A 14,090-nucleotide genomic window follows, 5' to 3' on the forward strand; every position below is an offset into this window, starting at 1 on the left:
GATCGACACAGCCACCGTCGAAGGAGACGCCATGACCACCACCGTCCGCACCCGGGTCGCCATCATCGGCGCCGGCCCCGCGGGGCTCCTGCTCTCGCACCTTCTCGACGAGGCCGGCATCGCCTCGGTCGTGATCGACCAGCGCTCCCGCGACGAGATCGAGAGCACCATCCGCGCCGGAATCCTCGAGCAGGGCACCGTCGAACTGCTCGACACCCTCGGTGCGCACTCGCGCGCCCGCACCGTGGGCCACCGTCACGACGGCATCGAGCTGCGCTTCGAGGGAGAGGGCCACCGCATCGACTTCGCGGCATCCGTCGGCCGCGCCGTGTGGCTGTACCCGCAGCACGAGGTGCTGAAAGACCTGGTCGCCGCGCGCCTCGCGGCCGGTCAGGACCTGCGTTTCGGCGTCACCGCCGAGGGCATCGCGGATGCCGAGACCTCGAGCCCGCGCGTGATCGCCCGCGACGCCGACGGGCAGCCGTTCGAGATCGAGGCGGAGTTCGTCGTGGGCTCCGACGGGTCGCGGAGCATCGCCCGGGCCACCGTGTCGGGATCGAGCCAGGGCGGGTTCTTCCGCGAGTACCCGTTCGCGTGGTTCGGCATTCTGTGCGAAGCGCCGCCGAGCGCCGACGAGCTCATCTACAGCAACTCGCCCGACGGCTTCGCGCTGGTCAGCCAGCGCTCCGACACCGTGCAGCGCATGTACTTCCAGTGCGCCCCCGACACCGACACGGCGGCCTTCAGCGAGGAGCAGCTGTGGGACGAACTGCAGAAGCGCGTGCCCGGAACGACGCTGAAGCAGGGGCCGATCTTCCAGCGCGACGTGCTGCGCTTCCGTAGCTTCGTCGCGCACGAGCTGCGCCGCGGCCGCGTCACCCTCGTCGGAGACGCCGCGCACACCGTGCCGCCCACCGGCGCGAAGGGGATGAATCTCGCCATCGCCGACGTGCGCCTGCTCGCCGACGCCCTGCGGCGCCTGCTGCTCGAGGGCGATGAGCGGGGCCTCGACACCTACCCCGAGAAGGCCCTGCGGCGCATCTGGAAGGCCCAGCACTTCTCGTGGTGGATGACGAGCCTGCTGCACGTGGCTCCGGATGCCACCGACTTCGACCGCCGACGACAGGTCGGCGAACTGCGCACCGTCGTGGAGTCGGAGCACGGCCGCGCCTTCCTCGCCGAGGCCTACTGCGGCTGGCCCTTCACCGACTGACCCGCGCGCCGCCCCGGGCGCCCCACCACCCCCTGTTGAGGGTCCAAGAAACGCCGCAGAGCTCGAGCCCCGGCGGCGCGTTCTGGACACTCAACACACGCCTCACCCACGTGAGTGCGGCGCCCGAGCCGAAGTCCGAGCGCCGCACCGAGAACCCGCGGGCTCAGTCCTTTGTGTCGCGCGCCGTCGGGAAGGGGCTCGGCACCACCGGCACCGTGCCCGTGAAGCCCTCGCGCTCGGCGGCGAGCGCCGCGATGCGCTTGCGGCAGGCGAACCAGCCGATCGTGATGGCGATGCTCGCGAGCACCGCGACCAGCAGGGTCGGCGGGGAGTCGACGAACACCAGCACGAGCACGACCGCGAGGAACAGCAGGGTCGCGTATCCCGTGTACGGCGCCCAGAACAGCCGGAAGGCCGGGCGCACCAGCTCGCCGCGGTCGGTGAGGCGCTTGAACTTCATCTGGCAGAGCATGATGGTCGCCCAGGTGACCAGGATGCCCACGGCGGCGACGTTCAGCACCGTCTCGAACGCGTCGCTCGGTGCCACGAAGTTGATCACCACGCCGAACAGGGCGACGAACGCCGTGATCGCGATGCCGCCGTAGGGCACGCCCGCCTTGTTCATGCGCGCGGCGAACTTGGGGGCCGAGCCCGCGACCGCCATCGAGCGCAGGATGCGGCCGGTGGAGTACAGCCCCGCGTTCAGCGACGACAGCGCGGCCGTCAGCACGACGAGGTTCATGATCACGTCGACGCCCGGCACCCCGATCGAGCCGAAGAACGTCACGAACGGGCTCTCGTCCTTCGTGTACGCGGTGTACGGCAGCAGCAGGGCCAGCAGCAGCACCGAGCCGACGTAGAAGATCGCGACGCGGAAGATCACCGAGTTGATCGCGCGGGGCATGACCTTCTCGGGGTTCTTGGTCTCGCCGGCGGCGGTGCCGACCAGCTCGATCGAGGCGTACGCGAACACCACGCCCTGCATGAGGATGATCGCGGGCAGGATGCCGTTGGGGAAGAACCCGCCGTTGTCGGCGATCAGCGAGAACCCGGTGGGGGCGCCCGTGGGGGTGCCGAATACGACGAAGTAGATGCCCACGAGCAGGAACGCCACGAGGGCGGCGACCTTGATGAGCGCGAACCAGAACTCCAGCTCGCCGAACACCTTGACCGACACGAGGTTGACGGCCAGCACGGTGACGAGGGCGGCGAGGGCCCACACCCACTGCGGAACGGCCCCGATCCAGGGCACGTACTTGCCGAAGAAGTTCATGTAGAGCGCCGCGGCGGTGATGTCGACCATCGTCGTGGTCGCCCAGTTGATCCAGTAGAACCAGCCCGACACGAACGCTGCCTTCTCGCCGAAGAACTCGCGCGCGTACGAGACGAACGAGCCCGACGTCGGGCGGTGCAGCACCAGCTCGCCGAGCGCGCGGAGGATGAAGAACGCGAACAGTCCGCAGACCGCGTACGAGAGGACGATCGCGGGGCCGGCCTGCGCGAGGCGGCCGCCGGCGCCGAGGAACAGGCCCGTTCCGATGGCACCGCCGATGGCGATCATCTGCACCTGTCGCGACGTCAGGCGCTTGTGGTAGCCGCTGTCCTCGAGCTGCACGGTCGAGGTGGTCGTCGGCTCGACGGGGTCGCCGGGGCGCGAGGGGGTGTCGTTCATGCCACCCATCGAACCACTCGATTCGCGCAACGGGCTATCCGACAAGCGCGGGTCGGGCGATCAGAGCCAGTGCTTGCGCTTGAACGTGAGCCAGAGCCCGAACGAGGTCGCCGCCATCAGGGCGAGCGCCATCGGGTAGCCGAAGGTCCAGTCGAGCTCGGGCATGTTCTTGAAGTTCATGCCGTAGATCCCGCCCACCAGCGACGGACCGAACAGGATCGCCGCCCACCCCGAGATCTTCTTGACCTGTTCGTTCTGCTCGAGGGCGGTGTCGGTCTGGCGCTGCGTGACGAGCGTGGCGTTGACGGTGAGCGCGTTGTCGAGGATCGCGCGCAACGCCGTGAGCTTCTCGCACTGACGCAGCACGTGGTCGAGCACGTCGCGCAGCGAGCGCTGCAGCTCGATGTCGACGCCGTACTTGTCGGAGCCGCGCAGGAGCGCCTCGAGCATGTCGCGCAGCGGCTCGGTGGCCCGCTGGAAGTGGATGACCTCGCGGGCGAGCTGGTAGATGCGCTGCGTGAGGTCGGCGCCGCCCGAGCTGAACAGGCCGTCTTCGATCTCGTCGACGTCATTCTGCAGACCGCGCGCCACGGGGTCGTACTGGTCGACGACCTCGTCGAGGATCGCGTACAGCACCGCTTCGGGACCGCGTTTGAGCAGGTCGGGGTTGTGCTCGAGCCGCTTGCGCACCTGCGAGAGGTCGGGGACCTCGGCGTGACGCACCGTCACGACGTAGTCGGAGCCGATGAATACGTGCAGCTCGCCGAAGTCGATCGTCTCGGTCTCGTCGAGGTAGCGCGCGGGCCGCAGCACCGCGAAGAGGTTGCCGCCGTAGCGCTCGAGCTTGGCGCGCTGGTGCCCGGCGAGCGCGTCCTCGACGGCGAGCGGGTGCAGCGAAAATTCGGCCGCGACGCGCTCGAGCTCTTCGGGCGAGGGACGCAGCAGCCCGATCCAGGCCATGCCCCCGTGCGCCTCCATGTATTCGAAGGTCTGGTCGAGGCTCGCCGGGTTCTCGATGCGGTGACCGTCGACGTAGACGGCGCTGTCGATGATGGGCATGAGTCCGTTGTACCCCGGATGCCTATGCGCACGGCCCCCGTGGCGCCGGTCCTCACGATCTCCCTACGGCCTGCGCCGCGCTCACTTCTTCGGGTCGCTGCCCCAGTTCATGAGCGAGTACCGCCAGTCGGTGTCGGTGATGTCGCCGTCGGGCTTCTGCGCGCTGTGCCGTTTGACGTAGCCGACGACCTTGCGCATGTGCGCGTAGTCGTCGTCGGTGAGGTCGGCCTTCTTCTTCTCGAGGATGCGCACGATGTGCCGCCCGCTCTCGTGCCCGGTCGACTCCCCGCCGTTCTTCTTCTGCCCGACGGATTTCGATTCGTCGGTGTCGAGCCATCTCTTCAGCTCGCTCGCGGTCATGTTGACCGCCTCGTCGAAGTCCTTCTTCGTCTGGTCGTCGTCGTCGCTCATGGCGTCATCCTCGCCAGCCGGCCTCGACGCGAACGCCCCCTTGCGCGGGTCGCCCGGGGCGTGGCATCCGCTCAGCCGACGGGCTCGCTCAGCGGCTCATCGGCATCGGGTCCCGGATGCCGTGCCCCGGCGCTGCGGCGCGCGGCGGCGAGCACCGCGCCGATGCTGGCGACGATGACGAGGGCGATCCCGACGATCTCGAGCCACGACAGGTGCTGGCCGAGCAGCAGGAAGCCGGCGACCGAGGCCGTGGCGGGGCCGAGGCTCATGAGGATCGCGAAGGCGGATGCCGCGAGCCGGCGCAGCGCGATGAGCTCGAGGGCGTAGGGGATGGTCGACGACAGCAGCGCGACGGCCGCGCCGAGGGCGAGGATGTCGACGCGCAGCAGGGATGCGCCGGCCTGGACGATGCCGAACGGGAGCGCGATCAGCGCACCGACCGTCATCGCGATGGCCAGGCCGTCGAGGCGGGGGAACTGCCGGCCCACGCGGGCCGAGGCGAGGATGTACAGCGCCCAGCTGACGGCGGCCCCGAGGGCGAACACCACTCCGAGCGCGTCGAGCCGGTCCCACCCTCCGGCGCCGAGGGCGACCACGCCCGCCAGCGCGAGCCCCGCCCACAGCCAGCGCGCGGCGCCGGTGGCCGTGAGGATCGACAGGGTCAGCGGACCGAGCACCTCGATCGTGACGGTGACTCCGAGCGGCAGGCGTTCGAGCGCGAGGTAGAAGAGACCGTTCATGGCGGCGAGCACGACGCCGAAGCCGACGACCGAGCGCCAGGCGAATCCCGTGTGCCCGCGCCACCGCGGCCGGGCGATGAGCAGCAGCAGGAGCGCCGAGAACACCAGGCGCAGCATGACGATGCCGAGCGGCCCCGTGTCGGGGAACAGCATGACGGCGAAGGAGGCGCCGACCTCTTGGCAGGCGAGGCCCGCGAACACCAGCGCCGCGGCCGACCCCTGGCCGCCGCGTGCGGTCATGTCGAGGTCATCCGGCGGGAGGGGCGCAGATGGCGTTGCCGGCGATGTTGTCGCGCATCTGCTGCGCGGTCCACGGCAGGCCCGCCTCGGGGGCGGTCTGCCCCTGGGCCGCCGGGGCCTTCGAGGCGATCGCCGCGAGCTCCCACGCGAGCCAGGCACCGAAGTTCTTGCCACCGCCGGAGTTGTTCAGCACGACCGCGACCGACATTCCGGTCTTCGGGTCGGCGAAGGCTCCGACGATGTAGCCCGGGGTCGCGCCGTACTGTCCGATCAGCGAGCCGGCCTGGTAGGCGCCGCCGGCGGCGGTGAACCAGGTGGGGCTGTCGGGGGTGACGGCGTAGGGGGTGGCGAAGCGGTCGTCACCGGCCGGCAGGAGCGACCCTGCGGCGAGCGCCTGGGCGTAGCGCCCGAGATCGGTGATGTCGGTCACCGCGCCCGAGTTGGCTCCGCCGAAGCTCGACGACAGCACCGTGTAATCGGCCGGGTCGGTGCAGGTGAATGCGCCCTCGGCGTTGCGCTGCGACCAGTAGCCCTCGAGCGCGTTCGTCCCCGGTGCGGCAGGTGCGGGCGCGGGCAGACCGGTGGCGCTCAGCCCCAGCGGTCCGGTGACGCGCTCGGCGATGGCCTCCGTCAGCGACTGACCCGTCGCGCGCTCGACGGCGAGGCCGGCGAGGACGTAGTTGGTGTCGACGTCGGCGAACGTGGCGCCGGGCTCGTTCAGGCGCGGCCCGGCGATGCCGTAGGCCATCAGCTCGCGGGGGTTCCACACGCGATCGGGGTTGTTCGCGAGCAGGCCCTGCAGCACCGGCGTGTAGGCGTTCAGGCCCGACGTGCTGTCGCACAGCTGACGCAGGGTGATGTCTTCGTAGCCCGGAACGCCGCTCACCCACGTGGTGACCGGGTCGCTCATGTTCAGCGTGCCGTCGGCGGCGAGGCGGTAGAGCACGTCGCAGGTCATCGCGCGTGTGACGTCGGTGGCGCGGAACTCCATGTCGGAGGTCACCGCGGCACCGCCCGGCCCCTGCGTGCCCAGACCGGCGACCCAGGTGCCGCTCCACGGCGCCCACACGCCGACGATCGCGCCGGTGGAGCCGGTCGCGGTCATCGCGGCGTTCACCGCGTCTTGCAGTTCGGAGACCGTCGCGTCGGGCAGCGCGGCCTCGACCTGGGCGGGAACGTCGATCGACACGGATCCCTGCGCGGTGCAGCCGCTGAGCAGGGCGGCGAGCGCGCTCGCGCCCACGATCGCGATGGCCGCAGGACGACGCCATCCCCGCATGTGTACCCCCAGGACTTCCGCGCACGACGAAGCGCGTACTCCCTCGATTCAAACACACGGCACCTGGGCGAATCGGGCCCTTGCGCTCCTGGGCCGTCACGTCTGCATCACGAACGGGCCGTGACCGGGGCGACTCCCGGCGAAATCAGGGTTAGGCGAACCTAACCCTGTGCGTATGATGGCCGCATGAACGCCGTCGCCCCGTTCTCCGCCGCCCTGCGCGAGCGCTCCAGCGGCGCGCACTCCACCCGCGAGTGCGACGGATTCGTGACCGAGCTGCTCACCGGGTCGGGAACGCGCGACGACTACATCGCGCTGATCGCGCAGCACTGGTTCATCTACGCCGCGCTCGAAGAGGCCGCGATTCACCTGCGGACCGACCCTGTGGCATCCGTGTTCCTCACCGGGACCCACTCGCGACTGCCCGCGCTCGAGGCCGACCTGGCCTTCCTCCTCGGCCCCGACTGGCGCGACCGCATCGCCCCCTTGCCGACCACGCAGGCCTACGTCTCGCGCATCCGTCGCGTCGCGGCGACCTGGCCGGGCGGCTTCGTCGCGCACCACTACACGCGCTTCGTCGGCGACCTCTCGGGCGGGCCGTCGATCGGGCGTCTCATGCAGCGGCGGTTCGGGTTCGAGACCAACGGCATCGGCTTCCTGCTCTTCGGCGACATCGCCGATCCCAAGGCCTTCAAGAGCGTCTACCGGGAGCAGCTCGACGCGGCACCCTGGGACGACGACGAGAAGGAGCGCGTGATCGCCGAGGTGCTGGTCGCGTACCGCTTCACGACCGAGCTGTTCGCCGACCTCACGCGCGCGAAGCGCTCGCGCGTCGCCTGAGGCTCACGCCTTCGCGGCGTCCTGCCGCGCCAGCCACGCCTGCTTCATGAAGCGGCGCACGTCTTCGTCGACGCGGATGTCGCTCGGGCGCAGCGGGCGCGTGAGGTAGAGCCCCTCGAGCGAGGTCAGCCGGCTGAGCGCGACGTAGGTCTGCCCGGGCGCGAAGGCCCCCGCACCGAGATCGACGACGGCGCGGTCGTAGGTCTTGCCCTGCGACTTGTGGATGGTCACGGCCCAGGCCAGGCGCAGCGGGAACTGGGTGAACTCGGCGACGATCTCACGCGAGAGGTTCTTCGTTCCGGGGTCGTAGGCGTACCGGTACCTCTCCCACACGGCCGGTTCGACGTCGTGCTCGATGCCGTCGACCTCGACCCGCACGCTGTCGCCCGCGATGCGCGTGACCGTGCCGATCGTGCCGTTCACCCAGCGCGGCGCCTCGCCGAACTGCGCCGCGTCGTTGCGCAGGAACATCACCTGCGCGCCGACCTTGAGCGTCAGCTCCATCTCGGCCGGGTAGTTGGCCTCGCCCCGGCCGAAGTCGCCCGAGATCTCGGCGTTGGCGGTCTGCGTGCGGCCGATGAGCTCGTCGAGGTGCTTGCGGTTGATGGTGTTGACCCGGTCGTTGCGGGTCGCGAGCGTGATGATCGGGTGCTCGCCGTCGGCCGGATGCGGAGGGGTGCGGGCTCCGGCGGTGTTCAGGATGCCGGCCATCTCGGCCGTCACCCGCCCGTACCGCACGGCGTTGAGCAGCTGCTTGAACCCCGGGTCGGACTGCCGGTGGATCTCGACGAGCTCGTTGACGTGCAGGTCTGCGCCGTGCCGGCCGATGTCGATGAGGCCGTCGCTGGCCGACTCCCCCGACCACACCTTGGCGTCGAAGAACCAGAACGAGCGGTAGTGGTCCTGGATGTAGCGCATCTCGTCGCCCCGCGGCGGGACCGGGGCGAGCTGGTACGGGTCGCCGAACATGACGATCTGCGTGCCGCCGAACGGCTCGGCACGGCGCCCTCGCGCCTGCCGCAGCGAGCGGTCGATAGCGTCCATGAGGTCGGCGTTGACCATCGAGATCTCGTCGATCACGAGGGTGTCGATGGCGTTGAGGAGCTTGCGGGTCGCGTCGTTCTGGTCGATGTCGCCGTTGGCGATGAGCCCGATCGGCAGGCGGAACAGCGAGTGGATCGTCTGGCCCTCGACGTTGAGGGCGGCGACGCCGGTGGGCGCGCACACGGCGATCTGCTTCTTGGTGTTCCACGCCAGGTGCTGCAGCAGCGTCGACTTGCCCGTGCCCGCGCGGCCCGTGACGAAGACGTGCTCGCGCGTGTCCTCGATCAGCCGGAACAGCGCCTGCTGCTCGGCGGAGAGGGGCGGCGTGGTCACCGGTTCATGCTAGTTCGCGCGCGTCGCCTCGGTCGGCGGGCTGGGGATGGGCCCGCCCATCGGCTCGGTCGTGGCCAACAACCACCGGGCCTCGCCCGACAGCACGTCGGCGACGTGGCTGCGGAAGCGCGGGCACGCGGTGATGTCGTGCGCGCGGCAGCGCAGCGCGTGTTCGGTCATCGCGCGGGCCTGTGCGATGTCGGCGGCGCGGCGGTCGAGCTCGGCCACGTGCTCCTCGAGCACGCGGTGCCGGTCGTGCGCCCCCTCGTCGAGCAGCACGCGGATCTGCTCGAGCGACATGCCCGCCGCCTTGTTGCGCAAGATCACCGCCACGCGCACGCTGTCGTCGTCGCCGTAGCGCCGCCGGCCGGCCGCGTCGCGGACGGGACGGAGCAGCCCTTCGTCCTCCCAGTGCCGCAGCACGTGCGTCTCGAGGCCGAACCTCGCCGCCGTCTCTCCGATGGACTCGACCGCCGCGCTTGACTTCATGTCGACATGAAGTCACACGATGGAGGCGAACGCAAGCGGAAGGACTCCTCATGTACGACGCGATCATCATCGGCGGCGGCCCCGCCGGGCTGCAGGCGGCTCTCACCCTCGGCCGCATGCACCGGCGCACCCTGCTGCTCGACGCGGGCACGTACCGCAACTCCACCGTGCGCCACGCGCACAACCTCCTCACCAACGACGGACGCGACCCTGCCGAGCTCCGGCGCATCGCCCGCGCCGAGATCGCCGCGTACGACACGGTCGAGATCCGGGATGCCGCGGCCGCCGCCGTCGCGCGCGACGAGGGCTCCCTCACGGTCACCGTCGGCGACGAGCGTCTCCGTACGCACGCGGTGATCCTCGCCACGGGGGTGACCGACGAGCTCCCGCCGATCCCCGGTCTCGCGGAGCACTGGGGAGATACCGTCGCCAACTGCCCCTTCTGCCACGGCCACGAGTTCGCCGGGCGCCCGGTCGCGGTGATCAACGCGACGGCCCACGCGGGCATGCTGGCGCGCATGCTCGAGCCCGTGGCATCCGCGGTGCACGTCATCGATCCCGCCGAGGTGCGCGAGGTCGAGGGCTCCGACGACGGTCTCGTGCTGCACCTGACCGACCGTGCCCTCGAGGTCGCCGGCGCCTTCGTGGCCCCCGTATGGCGCTCGCGCAGCGACCTGCTCGATGCCCTGGGGGTCGAGCGACAAGAGTCGGGGGCGGCCCGTACCGATCCGTTCGGACGCACCAGCGTCGAGGGCGTGTACGCCGTGGGCGACATCGCGCACCCCGATCACCTGCCCGGTCCCCTGTTCTCGCTCGCCGCGGCCATTGCGGGCGGGCAGCTCGCCGCGGTCGCGGTGGTGCAGTCCCTCGTCATGGACTGACGCGCGGGGCACCTTCGCAGGAGGGCTTTCTACACTGGGACCGTGGACAACGCAGGCGGGGGCCCCGCGACGCCCGAGGGCGTTCGGGGTGCGCGCGTGCGCCATCGGCTCGAGATCCCCGCGATGGTCCTCATCGGCGTGCTGTTGGTCGCCGCCCTCGGGGCGGGAGCAGCGTCCCTGTACCGCGACTTCTACAGCCCCCGGGCGTTCGTGCTGCACTACCTCGAACTGCTGCAGGAGCACCGCACCCCCGAGGCGCTGGCCGTACCCGGCGTCGTGGTCGATTCCGCCGAGCTCGAGGCGGCGGGGCTTCCGGCCACGTCATCCGAGGCGCTGCTGCGCCCCGACGTGCTGACGACGTTGACGGATGCCGAGATCACCGGCGAAGAAGTCGACGGAGACGACACGCTCGTGACGGTGTCGTACTCCGCCGGCGGCTACACCGGTACGACCACCTTCACCGTCGCCCACGACACCGGATCGAGCCTCCTGCCGCGGTGGCGCTTCGCCCGCAGCCCCCTGTCGGTCATGAACCTGTCGGTGCAGGGGTCGATGCGCTTCTCGGTGAACGGCTTCGAGGTCGACAAGCGGCAGGTGTCGATCGACGGTGCCGACGCCGACCCCTCGGCATCCCTCCCCCTGCTCGTCTTCTCGCCGGGGCTGTACTCGGTCGCCGTCGACACCGCGATCTCGTCGACCCCGGGTGTCGCCGTGCTCGCCGACGCGCCGCTGGCCGGCATCCCGGTGTCGGTGCAGGCGCAGCCCACCGAACAGTTCATCGACGTGGTGCAGCAGCGGGTCGAAGACTTCCTCTCGGCCTGCACGCAGCAGCAGGTGCTGCAGCCCACCGGCTGCCCGTTCGGTTACACGGTGCGCAACCGCATCGACGACGCACCCACCTGGTCGATCGTGCAGCAGCCCGTCGTGACGGTCGTGCCCGACGGCGCGGGCTGGCGCATCCCCTCGGCCAAGGCAGTGGCGCACATCGACGTCGACGTGCGCTCGATCTTCGACGGCTCGGTGCGCACGGTCAGCGAAGACATCGCCTTCCGCGTCGACGGGCAGATCAGCGTGCTGCCCGACGGGTCGGCGTCGATCCTCGTCGGAGGCGGAACCGGGTCGGACTGACCCCGCTCAGCTGCCGCCGCGGGCGGCGACGCGGGCGTCGCGGGCGGCCAGCCGCGCGAGCTCCTCGTTGTACTGGTCGAGCTCGACGTCGCCCACGCGGTCGACGTGGCGGTCACGGCGCTTCTGGTGGCGCTCGTCGCTGCGGCTCCACTGGATCGCGACGGTGATCGCGAGGACGAGCGTGGGGATCTCGCCGACCGACCACGCGACTCCACCGCCGACGTATTGATCCTCCAGCGGTGTGGCGCCCCATGTGCGGCCCATCGCGCCGAACCACTCCGCGACCATGAGGCCGGAGTTCATCATGATCGCGATGCCGAAGAAGGCGTGCATCGCCATGATCGCGATGAGCACGAGCAGGCGCATCGGGTACGGCAGGCGGTACGGCACCGGGTCGATGCCGATCAGGCTCAGCACGAACAGGTATCCCGTGATGAGGAAGTGCGCGACCATCCAGATGTGGCCGACGTGGTCGTACAGCGACCAGCGGAAGAGGTCGGTGTAGTAGAAGCCCCACAGCGAGCCGATGAACAGGCCTGCGGCGACGTAGGGGTTGGTCAGCACCTTGGCGACCGGGTTGTGCACGGCCCAGAGGATCCACTCGCGACCGCCGCGGGATCCGTCGTCGCGCTTGCGGATCGCCCGCGCCGCGAGCGACACCGGGGCACCCGCCACGAGCATGAGCGGGATCGCCATCGACAGCAGCATGTGCCCGATCATGTGCATGCTGAACAGGTAGTCCTGGTACACGTTGATCGGACCCGAGGTCACCCAGAACACCGAGAGCATGCCCAGGCACCACAGCACCGTGCGGTGGATGGGCCAGCGGTCGCCGCGGCGCAGCAGACGCCAAACGCCGGCGAGGTAGAAGAACAGCGCGAACGCCACGACGAATGTCCACAGCAGATCGACGTTCCACGCCGTGAACCAGCGCTCGAGGGTCAGCTCGGGCGGCAGCGGGGCGCCGGTGAGCACCTCGGCGGGCGTCTGCCCGACCAGCGGCGCCTCGACCGGCGGGGGCGTGCGGGCGAGAGCGGCGGCCACACCGCTGGCGATGCCCATGAACACCAACTCGAGCGAGACGACGCCCCAGAAGCGGCGCGAGCCGTTCTCATCCGCCATGCGCGAGATCAGGCGGCGGCGGTACCAGGCGCCCAGCACGCCCATCGCGACGAGGGCGAAGACCTTCACCAGCACGAGCACGCCGTACGCCGACCAGAGATTCTGCAGCCCCAGCAGCCCGATCGAGGCGCGCACGGTGCCCGACACGGCGACCACGACGAAGGCGACCAGCGCGAGCGAGGAGTAGCGCAGCATCGTCGTCTGCAGCTGCGTGCGCGACATCGCGGGGCGAACGATCACGAGCAGCACCAGGCCACCGAGCCAGACGGCCGCGGCCATCAGGTGCAGCACGAGCGAGATGACGGCGGCGTCGTGGCTGGCCTCATCGCCCGCGTGGCCCTGCGTGCCCATCGGCACCAGCGCGGCGAGAGAGAGGATCGCGACCAGCAGGGTCGGAACCCACGACCGCACGGCGAAGGTCAGCACGGTCAGCACCGCGCCGGCGATCGTGGTGAGCAGCCACGCCTGCCCGAGCGGACTCTCGACCAGGAAGCGACCGAGCTGCTGCCCGAAGACGGCGTCGAGGGTGGGCTTGGCGTTGAGGACGTTGAGGAACGTCATGTAGCCCGTTGCGGCCGCGGCGACGGTGAAGACGGCGGCTCCGATGGATGCCGTGTCGAGGGCGATCTCGAACGGTCGCTCCCCCGCAGGCAGGGCGAAGAGCGCCAGCACGAGCGAGCCGACGAGTGTCGCGGCCGACAGATTGACCACGACGGTGGCAATGGGGAGCCCCCAGCGCACCACCGGACCCGGGTCGGCGAGTTGGGGTGCGGCGGCTCCACCGCCGTAGGCGAGTCCCGCGACGACGGCGATGAGCGAGACCGCGATCAGGATGACGGGTCCCGCGACACGGAGAAGCCGGGGATTCACCTGTCCAGCCTACGTCGCCCGGGGACGACGAAGGGGGGATGCCGTGTGGCATCCCCCCTCGACGACTCGCGGTCGAATTACTTGACGGCGGCCTTGAGCTTGGAGCCAGCGGTCACCTTGACGCGCTTGCCGGCGGGGATGGAGATCTCCTCACCCGTCTGCGGGTTGCGGCCGGTGCGCGCCGAGGTCGCGACCTGCTCGAAGGCGATCCAACCGGGGATCGAGACCTTGCTGCCCTTGGCGACCGCCTCGGAGACGGTGGAGAAGAGGGAGTCGAGCACGCCCGACACGGCGGACTGGCTCTGCCCGGTCGCGCTGGCGATGCTCGCGACGAGCTCGGTCTTGGTGATGGACTTGTCGGCCATGTGGTTTGTCCTCCAGACGACCACGCGGGTCGCCTCTCGTTACGCGGACGGGGAGGAAAACCTCCCCGTTGGTCGGGAGACCGCCTCGACAGTATCAACCGAACCGCGGAATTACGCGGAACTTGACGGATTTCACGCCATTCTCAACGGCGTGTCGCGGTGAGGGAGGGGCTGACGGGGCGCGAGAGGCCCGTGCGCGACGGCCTTTCCCCATCCCGCCACTCGCGAGAGGTGAAAGCCCAGGCGCCCGCGGGCGATCCGACGGGTGTCCTGTCGAGGTCGGAGCGCGCCGCGGGGGATGGGGCCGAAGCCGACCGAGAGCATGCGACATATGATTTCGGGCATCTCATCCGCGAGGAGACGACCGCGTAGCGACCCGACCCCGCGGGGGCTGATCCTTTGGA

At 70.3% G+C, this 14,090-nt stretch carries 13 protein-coding genes; 4 read left to right on the plus strand and 9 right to left on the minus strand.

Annotated features, from left to right (window positions below; genetic code table 11):
* Positions 1–31: 31 nt before the first annotated feature.
* The gene (locus tag LPW41_RS00630) at positions 32–1,213 is read left to right on the plus strand and encodes a 4-hydroxybenzoate 3-monooxygenase (RefSeq protein ID WP_230703850.1); all 1,182 of its coding nucleotides are present in this window, start codon (positions 32–34) and stop codon (positions 1,211–1,213) included.
* Positions 1,214–1,376: 163 nt separating this feature from the next.
* Here the strand turns inward: LPW41_RS00630 and LPW41_RS00635 are convergent, their stop codons facing one another.
* The 5 genes from LPW41_RS00635 to LPW41_RS00655 all read right to left on the minus strand — a co-directional run bounded on the left by LPW41_RS00635 (position 1,377) and on the right by LPW41_RS00655 (position 6,614).
* The gene (locus tag LPW41_RS00635) at positions 1,377–2,885 is read right to left on the minus strand and encodes an amino acid permease (protein ID WP_154097097.1); all 1,509 of its coding nucleotides are present in this window, start codon (positions 2,883–2,885) and stop codon (positions 1,377–1,379) included.
* A 60-nt stretch (positions 2,886–2,945) separates the two neighbouring features.
* On the minus strand, positions 2,946–3,944 hold the full coding sequence (gene corA, locus LPW41_RS00640; protein WP_144831326.1) for a magnesium/cobalt transporter CorA: 999 nt from the start codon (positions 3,942–3,944) through the stop codon (positions 2,946–2,948).
* An 81-nt stretch (positions 3,945–4,025) separates the two neighbouring features.
* Positions 4,026–4,355, minus strand: a complete 330-nt coding sequence (locus LPW41_RS00645; RefSeq protein WP_144831323.1) for a DUF3140 domain-containing protein — start codon at positions 4,353–4,355, stop codon at positions 4,026–4,028.
* Between the two features lie 71 nt (positions 4,356–4,426).
* Positions 4,427–5,335: a DMT family transporter gene (locus LPW41_RS00650; RefSeq protein WP_154097096.1), complete on the minus strand. Its 909-nt coding sequence runs from the start codon at positions 5,333–5,335 to the stop codon at positions 4,427–4,429.
* Positions 5,336–5,342: 7 nt separating this feature from the next.
* The gene (locus LPW41_RS00655) at positions 5,343–6,614 is read right to left on the minus strand and encodes a serine hydrolase (protein WP_144831317.1); all 1,272 of its coding nucleotides are present in this window, start codon (positions 6,612–6,614) and stop codon (positions 5,343–5,345) included.
* A gap of 186 nt (positions 6,615–6,800) precedes the next feature.
* Here LPW41_RS00655 and LPW41_RS00660 point away from each other — a divergent pair, with 186 nt between their 5' ends.
* Complete coding sequence (locus tag LPW41_RS00660; RefSeq protein ID WP_144831314.1) at positions 6,801–7,454, plus strand: heme oxygenase (biliverdin-producing); 654 nt, start codon at positions 6,801–6,803, stop codon at positions 7,452–7,454.
* A gap of 3 nt (positions 7,455–7,457) precedes the next feature.
* On the opposite strand, the gene LPW41_RS00665 is transcribed toward LPW41_RS00660, so the two are convergent.
* Positions 7,458–8,831 carry an ATP-dependent RecD-like DNA helicase gene (locus LPW41_RS00665; RefSeq protein WP_144831311.1) on the minus strand — a complete coding sequence of 458 codons (1,374 nt, stop codon included), beginning with the start codon at positions 8,829–8,831 and terminating at the stop codon, positions 7,458–7,460.
* Positions 8,832–8,840: 9 nt separating this feature from the next.
* Positions 8,841–9,320 (minus strand): MerR family transcriptional regulator, encoded by a 480-nt coding sequence (locus LPW41_RS00670; protein WP_144831309.1) that lies wholly within the window; start codon positions 9,318–9,320, stop codon positions 8,841–8,843.
* Positions 9,321–9,370: 50 nt separating this feature from the next.
* On the opposite strand from LPW41_RS00670, the gene LPW41_RS00675 reads away from it, so the two are divergent.
* Positions 9,371–10,201 (plus strand): NAD(P)/FAD-dependent oxidoreductase, encoded by an 831-nt coding sequence (locus LPW41_RS00675; RefSeq protein ID WP_144831306.1) that lies wholly within the window; start codon positions 9,371–9,373, stop codon positions 10,199–10,201.
* A gap of 42 nt (positions 10,202–10,243) precedes the next feature.
* On the plus strand, positions 10,244–11,329 hold the full coding sequence (locus LPW41_RS00680; RefSeq protein ID WP_144831303.1) for a hypothetical protein: 1,086 nt from the start codon (positions 10,244–10,246) through the stop codon (positions 11,327–11,329).
* A 6-nt stretch (positions 11,330–11,335) separates the two neighbouring features.
* Here LPW41_RS00680 and LPW41_RS00685 read toward each other — a convergent pair whose 3' ends face one another.
* Positions 11,336–13,321: a cytochrome c oxidase assembly protein gene (locus tag LPW41_RS00685; RefSeq protein WP_144831300.1), complete on the minus strand. Its 1,986-nt coding sequence runs from the start codon at positions 13,319–13,321 to the stop codon at positions 11,336–11,338.
* Between the two features lie 77 nt (positions 13,322–13,398).
* Positions 13,399–13,686 carry an HU family DNA-binding protein gene (locus LPW41_RS00690; protein WP_013584778.1) on the minus strand — a complete coding sequence of 96 codons (288 nt, stop codon included), beginning with the start codon at positions 13,684–13,686 and terminating at the stop codon, positions 13,399–13,401.
* Positions 13,687–14,090: the final 404 nt, after the last annotated feature.

The organism is Microbacterium sp. JC 701, from assembly GCF_021026215.1.
GTDB classification, from domain to species: domain Bacteria; phylum Actinomycetota; class Actinomycetes; order Actinomycetales; family Microbacteriaceae; genus Microbacterium; species Microbacterium algihabitans.